Below are 22,454 nucleotides of genomic sequence, written 5' to 3'. Positions count from 1 at the left end.
TACTGTCAGCACTCACGCTCGTGGGTGATGCTGTTGATGTAGTTGACGCAAGCGCTCCGTTGCGACATGTGTATAAATCTGCGTAGTCGAGAGATCGCTATGCCCCAGCAGCATCTGCACCACGCGCAGGTCAGCGCCGTGATTGAGCAGATGCGTGGCAAAAGCGTGCCGCAATACGTGCGGTGACAGTTTCTCGCTGTCGATCCCGGCTAACACAGCATAGTGTTTAATCCGATGCCAGAAAGTCTGACGGGTCATCTGCTGCGCACGCTGGCTGGGAAACAGTACGTCAATCGATACGCCATTGAGCAACCATGGACGACCGTGTTCCAGGTATGTTTCCAGCCAGTACACGGCTTCTTCGCCCAACGGCACAAGCCGCTCTTTGTTGCCTTTACCAATCACCCGCACAACGCCCTGGCGCAGACTAATATCGCTCATCGTCAGCCCCACCAACTCTGATACGCGCAACCCCGTGGCATACAAAACCTCCAGCATCGCTTTGTCGCGTAGCTCAAGCGGTTGGTCAATAAGCGGGGCCTGCAGCAGGCGTTCTACCTGCGCTTCGCTAAGATCTTTTGGCAAACGCTGCGGAAGTTTAGGTGAAGCAAGCGAGGCGCTTGGATCGTCTTCGCGAAATTTTTCGCCGTAAAGATGCTGAAAAAAACGCCGCATGGCACTGAGCAAACGTGCTGAACTGGTGGCTTTATACCCGCCATCCATCCGCTCAGCCAGCAATGCCTGCAAATCATCGCTCTGCGCCGTCGCCAGTGAAACGCCACGATGGTGCAACCATTCAACAAGCATTGTCAGATCGCGACGATACGCACTTAACGTGTTCTCCGCCAGATTTCGCTCCAGCCACAGGGCATCAAGAAATTGCTCGATGCGTGCCAGATCTTGTTCCACTCGCGCCCCTTAATTCACTCTCATTTTTGATGCATTATGCCTCATTGTGCCGAGATTGCGGCGATTCTGTTACACTAGCCGCAACGCTACAACAGAATTGAGATGTTTACGTCATGAACATGGGTCTTTTTTACGGTTCCAGCACGTGCTACACCGAAATGGCAGCAGAAAAAATCCGCGATATCCTTGGTCCCGAACTGGTGACATTGCACAATCTCAAGGATGATTCCCCGGCCCTAATGGAGCAGTATGACGTGCTCATTTTGGGTATTCCAACCTGGGATTTCGGTGAAATTCAGGAAGACTGGGAAGCGGTCTGGGATCAACTGGACAACCTCAACCTGGAAGGCAAGATTGTCGCGCTTTACGGCATGGGCGATCAACTGGGGTACGGTGAGTGGTTCCTTGATGCACTGGGTATGCTGCATGATAAACTGGTCACCAAAGGCGTTAAGTTTGTCGGTTACTGGCCAACAGAAGGTTATGAATTCACCAGCGATAAACCCGTGATTGCCGATGGGCAGCTGTTTGTCGGTTTAGCGCTGGATGAAACTAACCAATACGACCTCAGCGATGAACGAATCCAGGCCTGGTGTGAGCAAATTCTCGGTGAAATGGCCGAACACTGGTCCTGATAGCCGTGTTGCCGGATAACGGCGTGAATGCCTTCTCCGGCCTACATAGCGCACTAAACCGTAGCTGCTCGCCATCAGTCATTCGCCTGCGTTAACCCTGCTTCGCCTGTTGCAGCATTAACCGCCGCAAATCCCGCCACTCAGCGTCATCCATGCTGTCCGCTGCCAGCCACAAATGCTGACGTTTTCCCGCATCTGAACGCAAACGCAGCATCATGCCCGTTTTAATCATCCAGGGAGCACAAACGATAGACCACTCCTGCCCCTGCCAGCGCAGGCGACCGTCCATTAGCAGTCTAATCTCTCCCTGACAAGCGTTAATGCGACGCTGACTGCGTACGCTATCAAACACCACCAGAGAGAGCAGAACCAACCATAATGGGGTGTAGCTCAATGGCCAGGGCATCAATAAAATGAATACCGCAACCAGCCCATGAATGAGCAGAGAGAGCCACTGTGCGCGCCATGAAACGCGTAAATCAGATTGCCACTGGACCACGTTCCCGATTCCGTGTCTGGATGAGTCGCACCATCTGCTCCAGCTGCTCATCAGCCGGTTTCCCATGATTCATCAACCAGTTAAATAAGTCTGGATCATCGCATTCCAGCAGACGGATAAAGATGCGTTTTTCTTCGTCACTTAAATTGTCATACTCATGTTCGAAAAACGGCATGATAGAGATGTCCAGTTCACGCATACCGCGGCGGCATGCCCAATGAATACGTGCTTTGTTGTTAATATCCATGTTCTTTTCCCTGTCTCGCGAAAACGAAGTATCCGGCTATTGTAACGTGTTTTTCACGCTCTTTTGCGGGAATATCAGTAAACGGAAGCGCGATCGCTAAATAAAACCACATTAAGTCAAAGGGTTCACTTTTTTGGATGTCTCCTCGCAAAGCTTAATATAAGGCACAAACAGGACGTTTAAACCGCTTGCAATAGCCCATAGCTCTTTTACCATTAGTCATTATTACCGCGTTAAGCAAATCAGGACATTATTATGGCTTTTACATCGTTTCCTCCTCGCCAGCCGTTTGCGTCGGCACGTTTGCCTCTGACGCTAATGACGCTCGACGACTGGGCTCTCGCCACCATTACCGGTGTCGACAGTGAAAAGTACATCCAGGGCCAGGTCACCGCTGATGTCAGCCAGATGACCGAACAGCAACACCTGCTGGCAGCTCATTGCGACGCCAAAGGCAAAATGTGGAGCAACCTGCGTCTCTTCCGTCAGGCTGATGGCTTTGCCTGGCTTGAACGCCGTAGCCTGCGTGAAGCCCAATTAACCGAACTGAAAAAATACGCCGTCTTCTCGAAGGTCGTGATTGCCCCGGATGATGAGCGTGTCCTGCTGGGCGTGGCGGGCTTCCAGGCGCGTGCGGCGCTAGCCAATCTCTTTAGCGAACTGCCAACCAGCGATAAGCAGGTCGTTACCCACGGTGCTTCAACCCTGCTGTGGTTCGAGCATCCGTCTGAACGCTTCCTGCTGATCGTTGATGTCGCAACCGCTGAGATGATTGCAGAGAAACTGCGTGGCGAAGCAGAATTGAATAACAGCCAGCAATGGCTGGCGCTGGATATCGAAGCAGGTATCCCGGTGATCGACACCGCCAACAGCGGTCAGTTTATTCCTCAGGCCACTAACCTTCAGGCTCTGGGGGGTATTAGCTTCAAAAAAGGCTGTTACACCGGCCAGGAAATGGTTGCCCGCGCAAAATTCCGCGGCGCCAATAAACGCGCAATGTGGACCCTGGCGGGTACTGCCAGCCGGGTACCGGAAGCGGGTGAAGATCTGGAACTAAAAATGGGTGAGAACTGGCGTCGTACCGGTACCGTTCTTGCTGCCGTGCAACTGGCCGATGGTCAGGTATTAGTACAGGTCGTGATGAATAACGATATGGAAGCAGACAGCGTGTTCCGCGTTCGTGATGATGCGAAAACGCTGCACATTGTGCCGCTGCCGTATTCGCTGGAAGAGTAAAAGATTAACGCCGGATGGCGCTACGCTCATCCGGCCTAAAGCACATTTTGTAGAGAGGATAAGGCGTTAACCGCCATCCGGCATCAAGGGTTACGCCTGTCCAACATACAAATAAATCGCCAGAAAGTGACAAACACTGCCACCCAGCACAAACCCATGCCAGATAGCATGGTTGTAAGGAATACGTTTGCAGACGTAGAAAATCACGCCCAGCGAATAGACCACGCCACCCACAGCCAACAACGTCACACCGCCCGCCGCCAGCTTAATCGCCAGTTGATACACCACAATCAGCGATAACCACCCCATCGTCAGATAGGTCACCAGCGACAAAATCTTAAAGCGGTGAGCAATAGTCAGTTTGAATAAAATACCAAGCAGCGCCAGACTCCAGATAACGATCATCAATCCACGCGCCAGCGGCGAATCCAGTCCCACCAGCAGAAACGGCGTATAAGTCCCGGCAATCAGCAGATAAATAGCGCAATGGTCGAATTTTTTCAGCCAGATTTTCGCTTTCTGATGAGGGATGGCGTGATACAAGGTTGAAGCAAGGAACAGCAGGATCATGCTGCCGCCATACAGGCTATAGCTGGTAATCGCCATAGCACTGGCATTGGTATCCACTGCCTGAACCAGCAACAGCACCAGTCCGACAATCCCAAACACCAGCCCGATACCGTGACTGATGCTATTGGCTATTTCCTCAGCCAGCGAATATCCCTGCGCGATTAATGGCTTCTGAACCATATGTTACTCCGGTAAAACGAACACTTTCGTGATTGCGCCTCTAGCGTAACTGAGAATGGTTCCAGTGAACACCTGTTAGCTAAAATATTTATCAAATAATAAATAATTAATAAAAATCATATAATTACATTTTGCATTTCAGCTAACAGCTGTACCTAAAAAGTTAAAGACATTTAAAATCAATCACATAAAATTGCGTTTGATCCGGGTAAATCTCGGCAATCACCTGTTTAAGTTCTTCAAGCGTCATGTTTTCCTGCTGGGCATGTTTTTCCGTTAGCGTATCCAGTGTAACGGTTGAGGTGCCGACAACTTCAATCGTGCAGAAGTAGTCATCATCCTCGAAGCGCCCAACGCGCAGAATATCGCCGGCTTTGAAGTGTGATTCAGACTCATCGCGAATGGTGATGGTCTTACGTCCGGCCAGAATGTCATCCTGGAAGCGTTGAAAAAAAGTGATGTCATTTGGCTGCATGTTATTATTCCCTGTAGATGAAGTCTGATGAGTGAGTTTTGCCATTGTGAGTATGTTCTCCCACGCTGCCATCGCCAGTCTCAACAATCTTGAGATTCTGGTCTATAACTATGTCATCAAAAACCGTGACAAAGTCATGTACATGACCATTCGCGAACTGGCCGATGCCGTGGGCGTATCCACAACGACCGTGTTGCGCTTTTGCCGCAAGCTTAAGTGTGAGGGCTACTCAGAATTTCGCGTACGCTTTAAATTATATTTAGAGCAGAATGAACCGCAACAGGCTAATTTTGGCGCCAGCGAGATAATCAGCTTTTTTAAAGGCGTGAACAATGACGAGTTTGATAATCTGCTCGATCAGGCTGTTGATATTATATTATCCTCCGAGCGCATCATATTCGTCGGTGCGGGAACATCAGGAGCGCTTGCAAAATATGGTGCACGTTTTTTCTCAAATGTGGGTAAATTCAGTAACCATATCGACGATCCTTATTTTCCGGTAACCAATGATATGGCCAGAAACGCGCTGGCGATTGTCCTGTCCGTCTCTGGCGAAACAGAGGAAATCCTGCGTTTCGCCAGTCAATTCAGCCTACATAACTGTAAAGTCCTGTCGATTACCTGCCATGAGCACTCGCGACTGGCGAAACTCGCCGACTTTAACCTCTCCTGGCACGTACCGCAAACCCGTATTGCTGGGGTCTATGATATTACCACGCAAATCCCTGTTATTTATATTCTGGAATCACTCGGCCGCAAGCTGGCGAAAAGATTAGCGTAAAAAACAATATGTTTTTTTGATGTAACAAATCACATTCCGGCTATTTTGTTATATCGTGACATTTATCTTTCCTTTGTTAGACTCAAAATCAGATTGTATTAATTTGAGACTGAGCGCAGATGAAAAAACTAACCTTACCAAAAGATTTTTTATGGGGCGGCGCAGTAGCGGCGCATCAGGTTGAAGGCGGCTGGAACAAAGGTGGCAAAGGTCCCAGCATTTGCGACGTACTGACCGGTGGGGCACACGGCGTTCCACGAGAAATCACTCAGGAAGTTGTGCCCGGTAAATACTACCCCAACCATGAAGCTGTCGATTTTTACGGTCATTACAAAGAAGACATCAAGCTGTTTGCCGAAATGGGCTTCAAATGTTTCCGTACCTCCATCGCATGGACCCGTATCTTCCCGCAAGGTGACGAATCACAACCGAACGAAGAAGGTCTGAAGTTTTACGATGATATGTTTGATGAATTGCTCAAATACAACATCGAGCCGGTTATCACCCTTTCCCACTTCGAAATGCCGCTGCATCTGGTTCAACAGTACGGTAGCTGGACCAATCGTAAAGTCGTCGATTTCTTTGTTCGTTTTGCTGAAGTAGTCTTTGAGCGCTACAAGCACAAGGTCAAATACTGGATGACCTTCAATGAAATCAACAACCAGCGTAACTGGCGCGCACCACTGTTTGGCTATTGCTGCTCCGGTGTGGTGTATACCGAACATGAAAATCCAGAAGAAACCATGTATCAGGTGCTGCATCACCAGTTTATTGCCAGTGCGCTGGCGGTAAAGGCGGCACGTCGCATCAACCCGGAAATGAAAGTGGGCTGCATGCTGGCGATGGTGCCGCTGTATCCGTTTTCCTGTAAGCCTGAGGATGTGATGTTCGCGCAGGAATCAATGCGTGAACGCTACGTTTTCACCGACGTTCAACTGCGCGGTTACTACCCGTCTTATGTGCTGAACGAATGGGAACGCCGCGAATTCAACATCACGATGGAAGAGGGTGATAAACAAATTCTGCGCGAAGGCACCTGCGACTATCTCGGCTTCAGCTATTACATGACTAACGCAGTAAAAGCAGAAGGCGGCAGCGGCGATGCAATCTCGGGTTTTGAAGGCAGTGTGCCAAACCCACACGTCAAGGCCTCCGACTGGGGCTGGCAGGTAGATCCCGTTGGGCTGCGCTATGCGTTATGCGAACTGTACGAGCGCTATCAGAAACCGCTGTTTATCGTCGAAAACGGTTTTGGTGCCTACGACAAAGTGGAACCAGACGGTAGCATCAACGATGACTATCGTATCGACTATCTGCGTGCTCATGTCGAAGAGATGATGAAAGCGGTAACGTATGATGGCGTGGATCTGATGGGCTACACGCCGTGGGGGTGCATCGACTGCGTCTCGTTCACCACCGGTCAGTACAGCAAACGTTACGGCTTTATCTACGTGAACAAACACGACGACGGCACCGGCGATATGTCGCGTTCACGCAAGAAAAGTTTTAACTGGTACAAAGAGGTGATTGCCAGCAACGGCGAGAAACTGTGATTTTTTGCCGGATGGCGGCGTAAACGCCTTATCCAGCCTACAGATTAAATTCCCGTAGGCCGGATAAGCGTAGCGCCATCCGGCGATTAAATTCTACTTCCCGCCCGCCAGCTCAAGAAAACTGCCCGTCACGTAAGAGGCCTTTTCGCTCAGCAGCCAAACTATCGCCTGCGCGACCTCTTCCGGCTGTCCGCCCCGCTGCATCGGCAACATGGATTTCACGCGATCAACCCTTCCAGGCTCTCCACCTGACGCATGCATCTCAGTGTAGATAAGACCCGGTCGTACGCAGTTTACACGAATCCCCTGCGCCGCCACTTCCAGCGCCAGTCCGGTCGTTAGCGAATCCACAGCGCCTTTCGATGCGGCATAATCAACATATTCGAAAGGCGCGCCAAGTCGTGATGCCGCTGAAGAAACATTCACAATCGCCCCGCCTTGCCCCCCGTGCTTGAACGACATCCGTTTTACCGCTTCCCGACAACACAGAAAATAGCCGGTCACATTGGTTGCCAGGACACGGTTGATTCGCTCAGCCGTTAGGTTCTCCACCGTGCTCTGCTCAAACAAAATCCCGGCATTATTGACCAGTGCAGCCAATGGTTCGCTTTCGCGGTCAATCGCGTCAAACATCGCCGCCACCTGACTCTCATCGCTGATATCCGCACGCAGAATGAACGCGTTCCCTCCAGCAGCGATGATGCGATTGACCACCTCCGTTGCTGCACGAATATTATGATGAAAGTTAACTGCAACCGTGTAGCCCTCTTCTGCCAGCTGCAACGCGGTTGCCCGCCCAATACCACGACTGCCGCCAGTAACCAGTGCGATACCCATGCTTTCCTCCAGATATGAAAAAGCCGGGAGGCGGCTTCACCTTACCCGGCCTGGAAACGGCTTTACTACGCGAAAAAGTTACTGATATTCGCTCATCGGTACGCAGGAGCAGAACAGGTTACGGTCGCCGTAAACATCATCAAGGCGTTTCACGGTCGGCCAGTATTTGTTTGCTACACCCGCCGGGAAGACAGCGATTTCGCGGCTATAACCGTGGGTCCACTCCGCCACCAGCTCGTTCTGGGTGTGCGGTGCGTTAACCAGCGGGTTATCTTCCAGCGGCCACTCACCGGCTTTCACGCGCTCGATCTCAGCGCGGATAGCCAGCATCGCATTGATAAAGCGATCCAGTTCCACTTTGCCTTCGGATTCCGTTGGTTCGACCATCAGCGTACCCGCAACCGGGAATGACATGGTCGGCGCATGGAAACCGTAATCGATCAGACGCTTGGCAATATCCAGCTCGCTGATGCCGGTCTCTTCTTTCAGCGGGCGAATGTCGAGAATACATTCATGTGCCACGCGGCCATCACGACCGGTATACAGCACCGGATATGCATCCTTCAGACGGCTGGCAATGTAGTTGGCATTTAGAATAGCCACCTGACTTGCCTGCTTCAGGCCTTCTGCCCCCATCATGCGGATGTACATCCAACTGATTGGCAGAATAGATGCGCTACCGAACGGGGCCGCAGAAACTGCGCCCTGACGGGTGAGCATCCCTTCAATCTGTACCACACTGTGGCCCGGCACGAACGGTGCCAGATGCGATTTAACGCCAATCGGCCCCATACCTGGGCCGCCGCCGCCGTGCGGAATGCAGAACGTTTTATGCAGGTTGAGGTGTGAGACATCTGCGCCGATAAAGCCTGGCGAAGTGATACCAACCTGGGCGTTCATGTTCGCGCCATCAAGATAAACCTGACCGCCAAACTGGTGCACAATTTCGCATACTTCACGGATGGTTTCTTCATATACGCCGTGCGTAGACGGATAGGTGACCATGATGCAAGAGAGGTTTTCACCCGCCTGTGCCGCTTTTTCGCGCAGATCGCCAAGATCGATGTTGCCGTTCTTATCACACGCAACAACGACGACCTGCATACCTGCCATTTGAGCAGAGGCCGGGTTGGTACCATGTGCAGAGGCCGGGATCAGGCAGATATCTCGATGCCCTTCATTACGGCTTTCGTGATAATGACGAATCGCCAGCAGGCCAGCATATTCGCCCTGTGCGCCGGAGTTCGGCTGCATGCAAACGGCGTCATAACCGGTCAGTTTTACCAGCCACTCGGAAAGCTGGCCGATCATCTGGTGATAACCTTCTGCCTGTTCTGGCGGACAGAACGGGTGCAGTTCGGCAAATTCCGGCCAGGTGATTGGAATCATCTCAGCAGCCGCATTCAGCTTCATGGTGCAGGAGCCCAGCGGGATCATCGCCTGGTTCAGCGCCAGATCTTTGCGCTCCAGCGAGTGCATGTAGCGCATCATTTCGGTTTCGCTATGGTAGCGATTAAATACCGGATGGCTGAGGATTGCGTCATCACGCAGCATGCTGTCCTGAATAGAACGGCTGTCGAGCGCCACGTCTTTATCCAGGGTGTCGATGTTCAGGCCGTGGCTGTCGCCCAGCAGAACATTGAACAGCTGCACCACGTTTTCACGGGTAGTGGTTTCGTCGAGGGTAATGCCTACCGCGTTGTGGATATCGCTGCGCAGGTTGATTTCTGCCGCTTCAGCACGCGCCAGAACCGCCGCTTTATCGGTCACTTCAACACACAGAGTGTCGAAGTAATGCGCATGACGCAGCTTCAGCCCTTTCTGTTGCAGACCGGCGGCCAGAATATCAGCCAGGCGGTGGATGCGGTTAGCAATACGTTTCAGGCCTACCGGGCCATGATAAACGGCATACAGGCTGGCGATGTTGGCCAGCAGGACCTGCGAGGTACAAATGTTGGAGTTCGCTTTCTCGCGACGGATATGCTGCTCACGAGTCTGCATCGCCATACGCAGTGCGGTATTGCCCGCCGCATCTTTCGATACGCCGATAATACGGCCAGGCATAGAGCGTTTGAATTCATCTTTAGCAGCAAAGAACGCCGCGTGCGGGCCGCCGTAGCCCATCGGTACGCCGAAACGCTGCGCAGAGCCGAACACAATGTCTGCGCCCTGTTTACCCGGCGCGGTCAGTAGAACCAGCGCCATAAAATCGGCAGCGACGCTGACCACGACTTTACGTGATTTCAGTTCAGCAATCAGTGTGCTGTAGTCGTGCACTTCACCGGTGGTACCCACCTGTTGCAGCAGCACGCCAAATACATCCTGGTGATCCAGTGCTTTTTCCGCGTCATCGACGATAACGTCAAAGCCAAAGGTTTCTGCACGAGTACGAACCACGTCCAGGGTTTGCGGATGAACATCAGCCGCCACAAAGAAACGGTTGGCGTTTTTCAGTTTACTGACGCGTTTGGCCATCGCCATGGCTTCAGCAGCCGCAGTGGCTTCATCCAGCAGAGAGGCGGAGGCCATATCCAGACCCGTCAAGTCCAGCGTGACCTGCTGGAAGTTCAGCAGCGCTTCCAGACGGCCCTGAGAAACTTCTGGCTGATACGGCGTGTACGCGGTGTACCAGCCTGGGTTTTCCAGCATGTTACGCAGGATAACCGGTGGCAACTGCACGGCGGTGTAGCCCATGCCAATGTAGGACGTGAAGCGCTTGTTACGCCCTGCGATGGCTTTTAATTCAGCCAGCGCAGCGTATTCGGTCGCCGCCTCGCCCACCTGCGGCGGGGTTGCGAGCTGAATGTCTTTCGGCACAATCTGGCCGATCAGCGCGTTTAACGACTCGGCGCCAACCGCATTCAGCATCTCTTGCTGCTGCGCGGCGTCCGGTCCGATGTGGCGTTCAATGAAAGCGCCGCTGTTTTCAAGCTGGCTTAACGTCTGTGTCATGGGCGATGGTTCCTGAAACGTGCAGTGAATCGTAGGTGTCTCTACTTACCTGAATACGCAAAATAATTCGCGTTGCAGGACGGCGGCGATGCAGCACATCCCCAGGAGCTTACATAAGTAAGTGACTGGGGTGAGCGAGGAAGCCAACACACCTGCAACGTGAAGAATGAAGCGTATTTATTCGTCTTCTAACAATGCTTCGTACGCAGTGGCATCCAGCAGCGATTCAATCTCACTTTCATCGCTTGCTTTGATTTTGAAGATCCAGCCACCGGCATACGGCTCGCTGTTAACCAGTTCCGGAGAGTCGCTGAGTGCATCATTCACCGCAACAATCTCACCGCCGACTGGCGCATAAATATCAGATGCCGCTTTTACGGATTCCGCAACGGCGCAGTCATCACCCGCGCTAACGGTCGTGCCAACGTCAGGCAGATCAACGAAAACCATGTCGCCCAGCAGCTCCTGAGCGTGTTCGGTGATACCAACGGTGTAAGAACCGTCAGCTTCTTTGCGCAGCCATTCGTGTTCTTTGCTGTATTTCAGTTCTGCAGGTACGTTGCTCATCAATCAATCTCCAAAAAAGGATGAATTACGCGACGGCTTTGCCGTTACGCACAAAAATAGGTTTAGTGACTTTAACTGGCATTTCGCGGTTACGAATTTGCACAATCGCCGTTTCGCCGATACCCGCCGGAACGCGTGCCAGCGCGATGCTGTAGCCCAAGGTTGGGGAGAAGGTTCCGCTGGTGATGATGCCTTCATGCTGGTTGCCCGACGCATCAGTAAAACGCACTGGCAGTTCATTACGCAGCACACCTTTCTCCGTCATGACCAGGCCGACCAGCTGTTCGTGGCCTTTTTCGCGCTGCATTTCCAGCGCTTCACGACCAATAAAGTCGCGATCGGTCGGTTCCCACACGATAGTCCAGCCCATGTTGGCCGCCAGCGGAGAGATACCTTCATCCATCTCCTGACCATACAGGTTCATACCGGCTTCTAAACGCAGCGTATCACGCGCGCCCAGGCCACAAGGCTGAACACCGGCTTCGACCAGCGCACGCCAGAAATCCGCGGCTTTTTCATTCGGCATGGCAATTTCATATCCCGCTTCGCCGGTATAACCCGTGGTCGCGATAAACAAATCACCCGCCTGAACGCCGAAGAACGGTTTCATACCTTCAACAGCATGGCGTTGTTCGTCAGTAAACAGTGTGGCAGCTTTTGCCTGCGCGTTTGGTCCCTGCACCGCGATCAGCGACAGGTCATCACGAACAGTGATGTCGATGGCGTAAGGTTCAGCGTGTTGGGTAATCCAGGAGAGGTCTTTTTCGCGGGTGGCGGAGTTTACAACGAGGCGGAAGAAATCTTCAGTGAAGTAGTAGACAATCAGGTCATCTATCACACCGCCCGACGCATTGAGCATGCCGGAGTAAAGGGCTTTCCCTGTCTTCGTTAGCTTCGCGACGTCGTTTGCCAGCAGATAACGCAAGAACTCCCGGGTGCGGCTGCCGCGCAGGTCGACGATGGTCATGTGCGACACATCAAACATACCGGCATCGGTGCGGACAGCATGGTGCTCATCGAGCTGAGAACCGTAATGCAGTGGCATCATCCAGCCATGGAAATCAACCATGCGCGCGCCACATAGCGTGTGTTGTTCGTACAAAGGAGTCTGTTGAGCCATCTTTTCCTCGTTGAATAAGCGGGGCTATCAACTCTTTCGTGGCGAAATCTTCGCCACGAAACCCAGCACCACAGCCGCTCCAGGGGCTGCGACGCAAACGTTCTCTTTGTCCTGAACTTACCACCGAAACAGGCGCTAAACCATAAGGCAAAATTAACCATCACATTAGCTTATGACTAAAAACAACCAGATCGTCGACAGCATAAAAAACCAGTCAAATGCCATTATGTCAGAATAACAGGTATAGATAAGCGAAGTTGAGCCGCATCAATCCATATTAAATGTGGAAAAAATGTCAAAAATGGCGTTATGAAAAAAACGTAATATTAAAAAAACTAATGCGAAAAAAGGCGTGGAATTAGATTATTTCAAATGAGAGAGCCATCCCGGCGCGCAGGCCGGGAGAGGAAAGTGTGACGGGTTTCAAACTCTTAAGATTGTCCTTACGGACACTAGCGTAGCCACTCGGGAAGATCGTTCAGTCCCATCGCCTGGCGGATGAGTTGTGGTTTTACGCCCGGCAGGGTATCGGCCAGTTTCAGACCAATATCACGCAGCAATTTCTTCGCCGGATTTTCCCCGGCAAACAGTTCACGGAACCCCTGCATTCCAGCCAGCATTAGCGCAGCACTGTGCTTACGGCTACGCTCATAACGGCGCAGATAGAGGTACTGACCGATGTCTTTCCCCTGGCGTTGCAGGCGCTTAAGTTCATCGATCAACTCCGCCGCATCCATAAAACCGAGGTTCACGCCCTGTCCTGCCAGCGGATGAATGGTATGCGCCGCATCCCCCACCAGCGCCATGCGATGGGCGGCAAACTGACGGGCATAGCGTCCCGTCAGCGGAAACGTCTGGCGTTCGCTTTCAAGCTGGCATAACCCCAGGCGATTATCAAAAGCGATATTCAGCGCCTGATTGAAATCCTCTGCGCTTGCCTGCTGCATACGTTCAGCATCCTGCGGCGAGAGTGACCAGACAATAGAGCATAGATGGGGGTCGCTAAGCGGCAGGAACGCCAGGATACCTTCGCCATGAAACGCCTGACGCGCAACCGCGCCATGGGCTTCTTGCGTGCGGATCGTCGCCACCAGCGCATGATGACGGTAATCCCAGAACGTCAGTGGAATATCCGCTTTATTGCGCAGCCACGAGTTTGCACCGTCAGCACCAATCACCAGACGGGCGGTCAGCATGGAGCCATCTTTCAGCGTCAGGAACGCCTCGTTTTCTCCCCAGGCCACCTGCTGTAACTCAGCCGGTGCCATCAGCGAGATATCCGCTGAACGCTGCGCTTTTTGCCACAGAGCGTAGTGAATTTCTGAGTTTTCAACGATGTGGCCCAAATGGCTGTAACCCATACTCTGGTCATCAAACGCAATACGTCCAAAGCTGTCTTTATCCCAGACTTCCATGCCGTGGTAACAGCAAGCGCGACGGGCAACAATATCCGACCAGACGCCAAGGCGCGTCAGCAGTTTTTCACTGGCCGCGTTAATTGCCGACACGCGAAGCTGAGGGGGTGCATCCGCCGCCAACGGCTGCGGAACATGTTGTTCTAATACAGCAACGCGCAACCCACTTCCCTGCAGGCCGCAGGCAACCGCCAGTCCCACCATGCCGCCACCAACAATTGCTACATCAACACTTTGCACTGTTTATACCTCGAAACCTGTAATCCGTAGGCCTGATAAGCGCAGCGCCATCAGGCATTTTTGCGGGGACCCTTGCCGGATGTCGGCGTTGCCTTATCCGGCCTACAGGTCATATTTATCGTGCAACCCAACCCAGGGTCCGCTCCGCCAGCGCATCGCGCGCAGGGGTGAATAATTCCATCGCCATCAACCCGACATTGCGCCCAACAACCAGCGGGGCCCAGTGATTGGCAAACAAATACACTAAATTGTTGGTCACACCAATCGTCGCCTCGCGATCGCGCGCGCGGCGCTGCTGATAACGTGCCAGCACCGCATAATCACCGACATCTTCCGCGCCGTTTTGCGCCTGCGTCAACGTCTCAGCAAGGCTCATTACATCGCGCAGGCCAAGGTTGAAACCTTGCCCGGCAATGGGATGCAGCGTCTGGGCGGCGTTCCCTACCAGCACGGTACGATGGGTAATCGCTTTCAGCGCGGTTGTTAAAGACAGCGGGTAAGCGCTGCGTTTACCAGCCTGGGTAATACGTCCCAGTCGCCAGCCAAAAGCGTTTTGCAGTTCGCGGCAAAACTGTTCATCTGACCAGGAAATGATCTCTTCACGCTTCTCCAGCGGATGACACCACACCAGCGAGCATCGCCCCTCCGCCATTGGCAACATAGCCAGCGGGCCATGCGGCGTGAAACGCTCATAGGCACGCCCGTCGTGAGGAACGGAAGTCGTGACGTTAGCAATGACGGCCAGTTGTTCATACGGCTGTTGCAGCCAGTCAACACCGCAGGCAGTCGCCAGTGCGGAACGCGTACCGTCGGCAGCCACCAGCAGGCGACCGGTAATCATCTCGCCATTCTCCAGCGTCACTTCAACGCGCTCCTGCGTGCGCGACACGCTGGCTACGCGGTCAGGACAGTGCAATGTAACACCCGGCGCTGTACGCAGCAGCGCAAACAGACGCAGCCCGACGTCGTGCAGTTCTACCACCTGGCCCAGAGCCGGAATACAGTATTCCTGCGCATCCAGCGTAACAAATCCGGCATGCCCACGGTCACTGACGTGTACCGTTTTGATTGCCGTTGCGCAATCGGCAATCGCCTGCCACACGCCAATTCGCGCCAGCTGTTGGCAGGTTCCTGCCGCCAGCGCAATTGCCCGGGCGTCAAATCCCGGGTGGCGATCGGTTTCAGGCTCGCTCGCTTCTATCAGATGAACAGGCAACGTCCCATGGCTCAACGCTGAAATGGCCAGCGCCAGCGTCGCGCCGACCATACCGCCACCGACAATAATCACGCTCATTGCAGTCGCGCCACAGCCATCAGAGCTTCAATGTCATCCGCCTTCTTGACCACACCAGCGGTCAGGTTTTCGTTACCGTCTTCGGTAATAAGGATGTCATCTTCAATACGAATGCCGATACCGCGGTAAGCCGGCGGTACATCAGCATCCGGAGCGATATACAACCCAGGCTCAACCGTGAGCACCATTCCCGGCTCCAGAATACGCGAACGATCCTGGCCATAGACACCGACGTCATGAACATCCAGACCCAGCCAGTGGCTGAGACCATGCATAAAGAAAGGTCGGTGCGCATTCTCGGTAATCAACTGATCGACATCACCGTGCAGAATACCAAGCTTCACCAGGCCGGTAATCATGATGCGCACCACTTCGCCAGTGACTTCCTGAATGGACGTTCCGGGACGATACAGACGCAGGCTAGTCTCTAACGACTCCAGCACAATGTCGTAGACTTCACGCTGGGCTGGCGTAAATTTGCCGTTAACCGGGAAGGTACGCGTGATATCGCCCGCGTAGCCTTTGTATTCGCATCCAGCGTCAATCAGTACCAGGTCGCCATCACGCATTTCACTTTCGTTTTCGGTGTAATGCAGGATACAGCCGTTTGCGCCGCTGCCAACGATAGTGTTATAGGATGGGTAACGCGCACCATGACGGGTGAATTCGTGATGAATTTCCCCTTCCAGGTGGTACTCAAACATCCCCGGACGGCATTTTTCCATCGCCCGGGTATGCGCCAGTGCGGTAATTTCCCCAGCCCGGCGCATAACAGCAATCTCTTCTGGCGATTTGAACAGGCGCATTTCATGCACCATTGGACGCCAGTCGATAATCGCGGCAGGCGCATGCAGATTTTGTCTGGAGCCTTTGCGCAGTTTATCCAGTGCAGTGCACACAATCTCGTCGGCCCAGGCATATTCACCCTGCGCGTGATACACCGCGTCCAGGCCATTGAGCAACAGGTGCAGCTGTTGGTTGATTTCGCTGAAGGCCAGCGCCCGGTCAACGCCAAGTTTTGCCGGGGCAGCATCCTGGCCCAGACGGCGGCCAAACCAGATCTCTGCAGTCAGGTCGCGAACCCGGTTGAACAAAACGCTGTGGTTATGAGTGTCATCACTTTTAATCAGCACCAGCACGGCTTCAGGTTCGTTAAAACCGGTGAAGTACCAGAAATCACTGCTTTGGCGGTACGGATATTCACTGTCCGCGCTGCGTGTCGCTTCGGGTGCCGCGAAAATTAGCGCGGCGCTCCCGGGCTGCATTTGCGCCAATAATGCCTGGCGACGACGCTGGAATTCTTGCTGAGATATCTCGCTCATCACACTCTCCTTTGCGTTTCGTTCTTAGTGCAGAGTCGGTTTACGGACTTCCGGTGCGGTCGGTTGCTGACGCGTGAATGTGTCATGGCACAGCAACGCGGCAACACGCACGTATTCGATGATCTCTTCGAGCGACATTTCCAGCTCTTCCTGATCTTCGTCTTCGTCATAGCCCAACTGGGCGATATTACGCAGATCATCGATCGCTTCGCCGGTTTCACCGGTCACTTTGTCGAGCTTCGGTTGTGTCACACCGAGGCCCAGCAAAAAGTGGTTTACCCAGCCAGCCAACGCATCGGCGCGATCGAACACGCTAACGTCATCGCCTTCAGGCAGATAAAGCTGAAAAAGGAAGCCATCATCTTCCAGCGCATCGCTGGTGGCAGAGTGCATTTTCAGCAGCGCCTGAGCCAGCTCGTGACCGAAGGCCAGACCTTCGTTCGTCAGGTCGTGCAACAGCGGCTGCCATGAGCTGTCGTTGTTGCCACCGCAAATCATCCCGCTGATCAAACCGTGCATTTCAGCGGGGGTCAATCCGGCCCCTTGTTGGTTCAAAAACTGGCTAACTTCGTTGTAACCAGGCATTTCGTTCTGTATAGACATAAGCATTCGTCATCAAAGGGAGGATATTCATGATATGCTACCACTTTGGACCCTGGTGGACCAGAAAAGGGCTTGTATCTTGATACCAGGGTAGCTATAGTGTCGCCCCTTCGCGGACCCACGGTCTGGAGACGAAGGCAGCGCAGTCAATCAGCAGGAAGGTGGCATGTCTGCACAACCCGTCGATATCCAAATATTTGGCCGTTCACTGCGAGTGAATTGCCCGCCTGAACAAAGGGATGCGTTGAATCAGGCTGCGGACGATCTGAATCAGCGATTGCAAGATCTGAAAGTTCGCACTAGAGTCACAAATACTGAGCAGTTGGTTTTCATCGCCGCGTTGAACATCAGCTATGAATTAACTCAGGAAAAAGCGAAGACGCGTGATTACGCGGCGAGCATGGAACAACGTATTCGGATGCTACAACAGACCATCGAACAGGCGTTGCTTGATCAGGGTCGCATAACCGAAAAAACGGGCCAAAACTTTGAATAACACTTTTCGGTTTACTGTGGTAGAGTGACCGTGAAGACAAAATTTCTCTGAGATGTTTGCAAGCGGGCCAGTCCCCTGAGCCGATATTTCATACCACAAGAATGTGGCGCTCCACGGTTGGTGAGCATGCTCGGCCCGTCCGAGAAGCCTTAAAACTGTGACGACGCATTCACCTTGAACCAAGGGTTCAAGGGTTACAGCCTGCGGCGGCATCTCGGAGATTCCCTTCTACCTGGCAACAGCCATGACACTACTTTCTGAACTTCCTTTATCCCGACAAGAAATACGTAAACTCATTCGGCAACGCCGTCGTGCATTAACGCCCGATCAACAAGAACATTTCGGCCAGCAAGCCGCGACCCGAATGCTCAGCTATCCCCCTGTTGTACTCGCTCATACCGTGGCGGTATTCCTCTCGTTCGATGGCGAACTCGATACCCAGCCGCTAATAGATCAACTGTGGCGAGTGGGCAAGCGCGTCTATCTTCCGGTTCTTCATCCCTTCAGCCCCGGTAATTTACTGTTCCTGCACTATCATCCGCACAGCGAGCTGGTCACCAATCGCTTAAAAATCCGGGAGCCACGGCTTGATGTACGCGACGTATTGCCGCTGTCACAGCTGGATGTGCTGATTACGCCGTTAGTGGCGTTTGATGAGGTCGGGCAACGCCTGGGTATGGGAGGTGGATTTTATGACCGTACATTGCAAAACTGGCAGCAGCATCAGATCCAGCCCGTAGGCTACGCGCACGATTGTCAGCGAGTGGAAAAATTGCCTGTCGAAGAGTGGGATATCCCGCTGCCTGCGGTGGTGACGCCATCCAAAATTTGGGAGTGGTAGCCGTTTTTTGCCGATTGACAGCGCCGTTTTTTTGACCTAAATTCCTCGGTGAAGGGTGAGGGAGGCGAACCTCCCCCCTGCGTACTCTCTGTTAATATGCTGGCCAAGCGATGATTAACAGGATCAGCAGCATGATGACGACTCTCATCATCGTCCCTTTCCTTTTTAGAGCCCCTGCTTCGGTAGGGGCTTTCCCGTTTCAGCGCGATGCTGAGCCTCTATCGTAAATTCCTTTTAGTGCTGTACAACACGCAACGCTGCCTTTAATTACCCATTGCGGCAAGGCTCGAAAACAGAATGTATGCGTTACAGGAATAGATGTTGAGGCAGGGAAAGCAAAGGAAAGATGGGCAGGTCAACCGCCTGCCCATGTAGAGGAAATTAGTACAGCAGACGAGCGCGAATGGTTCCCGGCAGGGCTTTCATCGCCAGCAGAGCTTTCTCCGCCACATCTTCATCCGCTTCAATATCGATAACCACGTAACCGACCTGCGCGGAAGTCTGCAGATACTGCGCGGCAATGTTGACGCCCTGCTCGGCAAAAATCTGGTTCAGCGCGGTCAGTACGCCTGGGCGGTTTTCGTGAATGTGCATCAGACGACGACCGCCGTGCAGCGGCAGCGAGACTTCCGGGAAGTTAACGGCAGACAGCGTAGAGCCATTGTCGGAATACTTCGTCAGTTTACCCGCCACTTCCAGGCCGATGTTTTCCTGCGCTTCCAGCGTGGAACCACCGATATGCGGCGTCAGGATCACGTTATCAAAATCACACAGCGGCGAGGTGAACGGATCGCTGTTAGATGCAGGCTCCGTTGGGAAGACATCGATGGCCGCTCCTGCCAGATGTTTCGTTGCCAGCGCATCACACAGCGCAGGGATATCGACAACCGTTCCGCGTGCAGCGTTGATCAGCAGTGCGCCTGGTTTCATCAGCGCAATCTCATGCGCGCCCATCAGATTTTTGGTGGAGGCGTTTTCCGGCACATGGAGGCTGACTACATCGCTCATATTCAGCAGGTCGGAAAGATGCTGTACCTGCGTGGCGTTGCCCAGCGGCAGTTTATTTTCAATATCATAGAAATAAACGTGCATCCCCAGCGATTCCGCCAGAATGCCCAGCTGAGTACCAATGTGGCCGTAGCCGATAATCCCCAGTTTTTTGCCACGCGCTTCAAAAGAGCCGGTAGCCAGTTTATTCCACACGCCGCGGTGCGCTTTGGCGTTCGCTTCCGGCACGCCGCGTAGCAGTAGCAGCAGTTCGCCAATCACCAGTTCGGCAACGGAACGTGTGTTAGAGAATGGCGCGTTAAACACGGGGATCCCGCGCTTTGCCGCCGCGCTCAGATCAACCTGATTGGTACCAATACAGAAGCAGCCAATCGCGACCAGTTTCTCTGCGGCGTCAATCACATCTTCAGTCAGATGGGTTCGGGATCGCAGGCCAATGAAGTGGGCGTCACGGATGGACTCTTTCAGCTGTTCGGTGTCCAGAGCGCCTTTGTGAAACTCAATGTTGGTATAACCTGCTGCACGAAGGTTCTCGAGTGCTTTTTGGTGCACACCTTCAACCAGCAGAAATTTAATCTTATCTTTCTCCAGTGATACCTTTGCCATTTCCCGACCCTGTCTTTTTTTGTTCAAACTGATGTGTTGTGTGTGGGATTTTCATCCTCCTCTTCAACATATCAAAAAATAATATTGCGGCAATATGAACGTTTGCGTCGTCATGCTGAGGAAATGTCATTCAGCGGGAATTGTCAGAGGAAAATACTGGCGATAACTTTTTCTTTGGAGGGATCGGCAGGACAATATTATAAACGTGACACAAGTCACCAAATTTGCCCTGCCAAAATTTTTTTAACGGGAGAAGACGCTCCCGTCAGATCATTTTACGATAGTTTTCACGCCGTCCGGTGTGCCAATCAGCGCCACATCCGCACCACGGTTAGCGAACAGACCCACGGTTACTACGCCCGGAATCGCATTGATGGCGTTTTCCATGGCCACGGCGTCGAGGATCTCCAGGCCGTGTACATCAAGGATCACGTTACCATTGTCAGTGACCACGCCCTGACGATATTCAGGACGACCGCCCAACTTCACCAGTTGACGCGCAACTGCGCTACGCGCCATTGGGATCACTTCCACCGGCAGCGGGAAGTTGCCAAGAATATCGACTTCCTTGGACGCGTCCGCGATGCAGATAAATTTCTTCGCCACGGAAGCAATGATTTTTTCACGCGTCAGCGCAGCGCCGCCGCCTTTGATCATCTGCATATGGCCGTTGATTTCATCCGCGCCATCAACGTATACGCCGAGGCTGTCCACTTCGTTAAGATCGAACACGTGGATACCGAGGCTTTTCAGTTTTTCAGTCGAGGCGTCCGAGCTGGACACTGCGCCTTCAATCTGACCTTTCATTGTGCCCAGCGCATCAATAAAGTGTGCGGCTGTTGAACCGGTACCTACGCCCACAATGGTGCCGGGCTGTACATACTGAAGTGCCGCCCATCCTACTGCTTTTTTCAGTTCATCCTGCGTCATGATCGTTTCGCCTGTGGTGTGAATATGGTGGGAAAATTCACGCGCATTATAGAACATTGTGCAGAAAAATGTTCCCACACCCGCAAGCTGGCGGCGGATTTCGTCTTTACCCAACCTAAAATTGTGTCATAGTGCAGAACAAGCAAAAATTTCAGGAGTGCGTCAAAGCAATGAAACGTCCGGACTACAGAACACTACAAGCACTGGATGCGGTTATTCGTGAACGAGGATTTGAGCGCGCGGCGCAAAAGCTGTGCATCACGCAATCCGCGGTTTCACAGCGCATAAAACAGCTTGAGAATATGTTCGGACAACCGTTGCTGGTGCGTACCGTCCCCCCGCGCCCTACCGAACAAGGACAAAAGCTTCTGGCCCTGTTGCGCCAGGTTGAGCTGCTGGAAGATGAGTGGCTGGGTGATGAACAAACCGGGTCCACGCCGCTGCTGCTCTCGCTGGCGGTGAACGCCGACAGCCTGGCAACCTGGTTGCTTCCGGCGCTGGCGCCGGTACTGGCCAATTCACCGATTCGTCTGAACCTGCAGGTTGAAGATGAAACCCGGACCCAGGAACGTCTGCGCCGGGGTGAAGTAGTGGGTGCAGTGAGTATTCAGCATCAGGCGCTGCCAAGCTGCCTGGTGGATAAGCTCGGCGCGCTCGATTATCTTTTTGTTGGCTCCAAAGCGTTTGCCGAACGCTACTTCCCAAATGGTGTTACCCGCTCCGCCCTGCTGAAAGCACCAGCGGTGGCTTTTGACCACCTCGACGATATGCATCAGGCCTTCCTGCAGCAGAACTTCGATTTGCCGCCGGGCAGCGTACCGTGCCACATCGTTAACTCGTCTGAAGCCTTCGTCCAGTTGGCGCGTCAGGGCACCACCTGCTGCATGATCCCACACTTACAGATTGAGAAAGAACTGGCAAGCGGCGAGCTTATCGACTTAACGCCGGGCCTGTTCCAGCGCCGGATGCTCTACTGGCATCGCTTTGCGCCGGAAAGCCGCATGATGCGCAACGTCACCGACGCTCTGCTGGCTTACGGTCACAACGTGCTGCGCCAGGATTAAACTGTTTATAGTCTCTGAGTGCCGGATGGCAGCGTAACGCCTTATCCGGCCTCCCCTCCTCTTACCGCTTTTTC

22 protein-coding genes and 1 other RNA gene are annotated in these 22,454 nt (G+C 53.2%); 8 read left to right on the top strand and 15 right to left on the bottom strand.

The annotated features are described in order from the left end of the window. Nucleotides 1-12 precede the first annotated feature (12 nt). Complete coding sequence (gene xerD, locus FDX19_RS10510; protein ID WP_137382658.1) at nucleotides 13-909, bottom strand: site-specific tyrosine recombinase XerD; 897 nt, start codon at nucleotides 907-909, stop codon at nucleotides 13-15. 113 nt (nucleotides 910-1,022) lie between these two features. Between xerD and fldB the strand changes: the two genes are divergently transcribed. Beyond that, complete coding sequence (gene fldB, locus FDX19_RS10505; RefSeq protein WP_048213164.1) at nucleotides 1,023-1,544, top strand: flavodoxin FldB; 522 nt, start codon at nucleotides 1,023-1,025, stop codon at nucleotides 1,542-1,544. A gap of 91 nt (nucleotides 1,545-1,635) precedes the next feature. Here the strand turns inward: fldB and FDX19_RS10500 are convergent, their stop codons facing one another. Both FDX19_RS10500 and sdhE read right to left on the bottom strand, forming a co-directional pair. Next, nucleotides 1,636-2,043 carry a protein YgfX gene (locus FDX19_RS10500; protein WP_137382657.1) on the bottom strand — a complete coding sequence of 136 codons (408 nt, stop codon included), beginning with the start codon at nucleotides 2,041-2,043 and terminating at the stop codon, nucleotides 1,636-1,638. Beyond that, complete coding sequence (sdhE, locus tag FDX19_RS10495) at nucleotides 2,024-2,290, bottom strand: FAD assembly factor SdhE (protein ID WP_005123351.1); 267 nt, start codon at nucleotides 2,288-2,290, stop codon at nucleotides 2,024-2,026. The genes FDX19_RS10500 and sdhE overlap by 20 nt, the downstream gene beginning before the upstream one ends. 255 nt (nucleotides 2,291-2,545) lie before the next feature. On the opposite strand from sdhE, the gene ygfZ reads away from it, so the two are divergent. Next, on the top strand, nucleotides 2,546-3,526 hold the full coding sequence (gene ygfZ / locus FDX19_RS10490) for a tRNA-modifying protein YgfZ (RefSeq protein ID WP_137382656.1): 981 nt from the start codon (nucleotides 2,546-2,548) through the stop codon (nucleotides 3,524-3,526). Between the two features lie 90 nt (nucleotides 3,527-3,616). On the opposite strand, the gene FDX19_RS10485 is transcribed toward ygfZ, so the two are convergent. Continuing rightward, a complete protein-coding gene (locus FDX19_RS10485) occupies nucleotides 3,617-4,276 on the bottom strand; it encodes a hemolysin III family protein (RefSeq protein WP_137382655.1) in 660 nt (219 codons plus the stop codon). A gap of 163 nt (nucleotides 4,277-4,439) precedes the next feature. Continuing rightward, complete coding sequence (yqfB, locus tag FDX19_RS10480; protein WP_137382654.1) at nucleotides 4,440-4,751, bottom strand: N(4)-acetylcytidine aminohydrolase; 312 nt, start codon at nucleotides 4,749-4,751, stop codon at nucleotides 4,440-4,442. 52 nt (nucleotides 4,752-4,803) lie between these two features. Between yqfB and FDX19_RS10475 the strand changes: the two genes are divergently transcribed. Together FDX19_RS10475 and bglA are read left to right on the top strand one after the other, a co-directional pair. Next, nucleotides 4,804-5,532, top strand: coding sequence for a MurR/RpiR family transcriptional regulator (locus FDX19_RS10475; protein ID WP_137382806.1), 729 nt, complete (start codon nucleotides 4,804-4,806; stop codon nucleotides 5,530-5,532). Nucleotides 5,533-5,651: 119 nt separating this feature from the next. Further along, on the top strand, nucleotides 5,652-7,085 hold the full coding sequence (bglA, locus tag FDX19_RS10470) for a 6-phospho-beta-glucosidase BglA (RefSeq protein WP_137382653.1): 1,434 nt from the start codon (nucleotides 5,652-5,654) through the stop codon (nucleotides 7,083-7,085). A gap of 93 nt (nucleotides 7,086-7,178) precedes the next feature. Here the strand turns inward: bglA and FDX19_RS10465 are convergent, their stop codons facing one another. The 8 genes from FDX19_RS10465 to FDX19_RS10430 form a co-directional block, all read right to left on the bottom strand. Further along, the gene (locus tag FDX19_RS10465; protein ID WP_137382652.1) at nucleotides 7,179-7,922 is read right to left on the bottom strand and encodes an SDR family oxidoreductase; all 744 of its coding nucleotides are present in this window, start codon (nucleotides 7,920-7,922) and stop codon (nucleotides 7,179-7,181) included. 78 nt (nucleotides 7,923-8,000) lie between these two features. Further along, nucleotides 8,001-10,874 (bottom strand): aminomethyl-transferring glycine dehydrogenase, encoded by a 2,874-nt coding sequence (gene gcvP / locus FDX19_RS10460; RefSeq protein ID WP_137382651.1) that lies wholly within the window; start codon nucleotides 10,872-10,874, stop codon nucleotides 8,001-8,003. Between the two features lie 177 nt (nucleotides 10,875-11,051). Beyond that, entirely contained in the window at nucleotides 11,052-11,441 is a 390-nt protein-coding gene (gene gcvH / locus FDX19_RS10455; protein ID WP_137382650.1) for a glycine cleavage system protein GcvH, read from the bottom strand. 25 nt (nucleotides 11,442-11,466) lie between these two features. Next, nucleotides 11,467-12,561 (bottom strand): glycine cleavage system aminomethyltransferase GcvT, encoded by a 1,095-nt coding sequence (gene gcvT / locus FDX19_RS10450; RefSeq protein WP_137382649.1) that lies wholly within the window; start codon nucleotides 12,559-12,561, stop codon nucleotides 11,467-11,469. A gap of 452 nt (nucleotides 12,562-13,013) precedes the next feature. Next, nucleotides 13,014-14,216 carry an FAD-dependent 2-octaprenylphenol hydroxylase gene (ubiI, locus tag FDX19_RS10445; protein ID WP_137382648.1) on the bottom strand — a complete coding sequence of 401 codons (1,203 nt, stop codon included), beginning with the start codon at nucleotides 14,214-14,216 and terminating at the stop codon, nucleotides 13,014-13,016. 115 nt (nucleotides 14,217-14,331) lie between these two features. Next, complete coding sequence (gene ubiH, locus FDX19_RS10440; protein WP_137382647.1) at nucleotides 14,332-15,510, bottom strand: 2-octaprenyl-6-methoxyphenyl hydroxylase; 1,179 nt, start codon at nucleotides 15,508-15,510, stop codon at nucleotides 14,332-14,334. Beyond that, nucleotides 15,507-16,832: a Xaa-Pro aminopeptidase gene (gene pepP / locus FDX19_RS10435; protein ID WP_137382646.1), complete on the bottom strand. Its 1,326-nt coding sequence runs from the start codon at nucleotides 16,830-16,832 to the stop codon at nucleotides 15,507-15,509. The genes ubiH and pepP overlap by 4 nt, the downstream gene beginning before the upstream one ends. 24 nt (nucleotides 16,833-16,856) lie before the next feature. After that, nucleotides 16,857-17,435, bottom strand: coding sequence for a YecA family protein (locus FDX19_RS10430; protein ID WP_003026978.1), 579 nt, complete (start codon nucleotides 17,433-17,435; stop codon nucleotides 16,857-16,859). A gap of 166 nt (nucleotides 17,436-17,601) precedes the next feature. On the opposite strand from FDX19_RS10430, the gene zapA reads away from it, so the two are divergent. The 3 genes from zapA to FDX19_RS10415 all read left to right on the top strand — a co-directional run bounded on the left by zapA (nucleotide 17,602) and on the right by FDX19_RS10415 (nucleotide 18,772). Beyond that, nucleotides 17,602-17,931 carry a cell division protein ZapA gene (gene zapA, locus FDX19_RS10425; protein WP_006686880.1) on the top strand — a complete coding sequence of 110 codons (330 nt, stop codon included), beginning with the start codon at nucleotides 17,602-17,604 and terminating at the stop codon, nucleotides 17,929-17,931. A 41-nt stretch (nucleotides 17,932-17,972) separates the two neighbouring features. Then, nucleotides 17,973-18,156, top strand: a non-coding RNA gene (gene ssrS / locus FDX19_RS10420) — 6S RNA. Between the two features lie 19 nt (nucleotides 18,157-18,175). Next, nucleotides 18,176-18,772, top strand: coding sequence for a 5-formyltetrahydrofolate cyclo-ligase (locus FDX19_RS10415; RefSeq protein ID WP_137382645.1), 597 nt, complete (start codon nucleotides 18,176-18,178; stop codon nucleotides 18,770-18,772). 381 nt (nucleotides 18,773-19,153) lie between these two features. Here FDX19_RS10415 and serA read toward each other — a convergent pair whose 3' ends face one another. After that, nucleotides 19,154-20,386: a phosphoglycerate dehydrogenase gene (serA, locus tag FDX19_RS10410; RefSeq protein WP_137382644.1), complete on the bottom strand. Its 1,233-nt coding sequence runs from the start codon at nucleotides 20,384-20,386 to the stop codon at nucleotides 19,154-19,156. Between the two features lie 270 nt (nucleotides 20,387-20,656). Further along, nucleotides 20,657-21,316 (bottom strand): ribose-5-phosphate isomerase RpiA, encoded by a 660-nt coding sequence (gene rpiA, locus FDX19_RS10405; protein ID WP_003026986.1) that lies wholly within the window; start codon nucleotides 21,314-21,316, stop codon nucleotides 20,657-20,659. Between the two features lie 170 nt (nucleotides 21,317-21,486). Between rpiA and argP the strand changes: the two genes are divergently transcribed. Further along, nucleotides 21,487-22,380 (top strand): DNA-binding transcriptional regulator ArgP, encoded by an 894-nt coding sequence (argP, locus tag FDX19_RS10400; RefSeq protein ID WP_137382643.1) that lies wholly within the window; start codon nucleotides 21,487-21,489, stop codon nucleotides 22,378-22,380. Nucleotides 22,381-22,454 lie beyond the last annotated feature (74 nt).

Origin of the sequence: Citrobacter sp. wls619, assembly GCF_005281345.1 — a bacterium.
Classification (GTDB): Bacteria; Pseudomonadota; Gammaproteobacteria; order Enterobacterales; family Enterobacteriaceae; genus Citrobacter.
The sequence above is the reverse complement of the archived record's forward strand: the minus strand, read 5'-3'. Positions and strand labels throughout refer to the sequence as shown.

Bases quoted from the DNA above. Each gene is read 5' to 3' on its own strand.
- gcvH (WP_137382650.1), bottom strand. From the start codon at position 11,441: ATGAGCAACGTACCTGCAGAACTGAAATACAGCAAAGAACACGAATGG.
- ubiH (WP_137382647.1), bottom strand. From the start codon at position 15,510: ATGAGCGTGATTATTGTCGGTGGCGGTATGGTCGGCGCGACGCTGGCG.
- sdhE (WP_005123351.1), bottom strand. From the start codon at position 2,290: ATGGATATTAACAACAAAGCACGTATTCATTGGGCATGCCGCCGCGGT.
- ygfZ (WP_137382656.1), top strand. From the start codon at position 2,546: ATGGCTTTTACATCGTTTCCTCCTCGCCAGCCGTTTGCGTCGGCACGT.
- serA (WP_137382644.1), bottom strand. From the start codon at position 20,386: ATGGCAAAGGTATCACTGGAGAAAGATAAGATTAAATTTCTGCTGGTT.
- gcvT (WP_137382649.1), bottom strand. From the start codon at position 12,561: ATGGCTCAACAGACTCCTTTGTACGAACAACACACGCTATGTGGCGCG.
- FDX19_RS10465 (WP_137382652.1), bottom strand. From the start codon at position 7,922: ATGGGTATCGCACTGGTTACTGGCGGCAGTCGTGGTATTGGGCGGGCA.
- FDX19_RS10475 (WP_137382806.1), top strand. From the start codon at position 4,804: ATGTTCTCCCACGCTGCCATCGCCAGTCTCAACAATCTTGAGATTCTG.
- bglA (WP_137382653.1), top strand. From the start codon at position 5,652: ATGAAAAAACTAACCTTACCAAAAGATTTTTTATGGGGCGGCGCAGTA.
- FDX19_RS10485 (WP_137382655.1), bottom strand. From the start codon at position 4,276: ATGGTTCAGAAGCCATTAATCGCGCAGGGATATTCGCTGGCTGAGGAA.
- argP (WP_137382643.1), top strand. From the start codon at position 21,487: ATGAAACGTCCGGACTACAGAACACTACAAGCACTGGATGCGGTTATT.
- rpiA (WP_003026986.1), bottom strand. From the start codon at position 21,316: ATGACGCAGGATGAACTGAAAAAAGCAGTAGGATGGGCGGCACTTCAG.
- gcvP (WP_137382651.1), bottom strand. From the start codon at position 10,874: ATGACACAGACGTTAAGCCAGCTTGAAAACAGCGGCGCTTTCATTGAA.
- zapA (WP_006686880.1), top strand. From the start codon at position 17,602: ATGTCTGCACAACCCGTCGATATCCAAATATTTGGCCGTTCACTGCGA.
- pepP (WP_137382646.1), bottom strand. From the start codon at position 16,832: ATGAGCGAGATATCTCAGCAAGAATTCCAGCGTCGTCGCCAGGCATTA.
- FDX19_RS10430 (WP_003026978.1), bottom strand. From the start codon at position 17,435: ATGTCTATACAGAACGAAATGCCTGGTTACAACGAAGTTAGCCAGTTT.
- FDX19_RS10415 (WP_137382645.1), top strand. From the start codon at position 18,176: ATGACACTACTTTCTGAACTTCCTTTATCCCGACAAGAAATACGTAAA.
- fldB (WP_048213164.1), top strand. From the start codon at position 1,023: ATGAACATGGGTCTTTTTTACGGTTCCAGCACGTGCTACACCGAAATG.
- yqfB (WP_137382654.1), bottom strand. From the start codon at position 4,751: ATGCAGCCAAATGACATCACTTTTTTTCAACGCTTCCAGGATGACATT.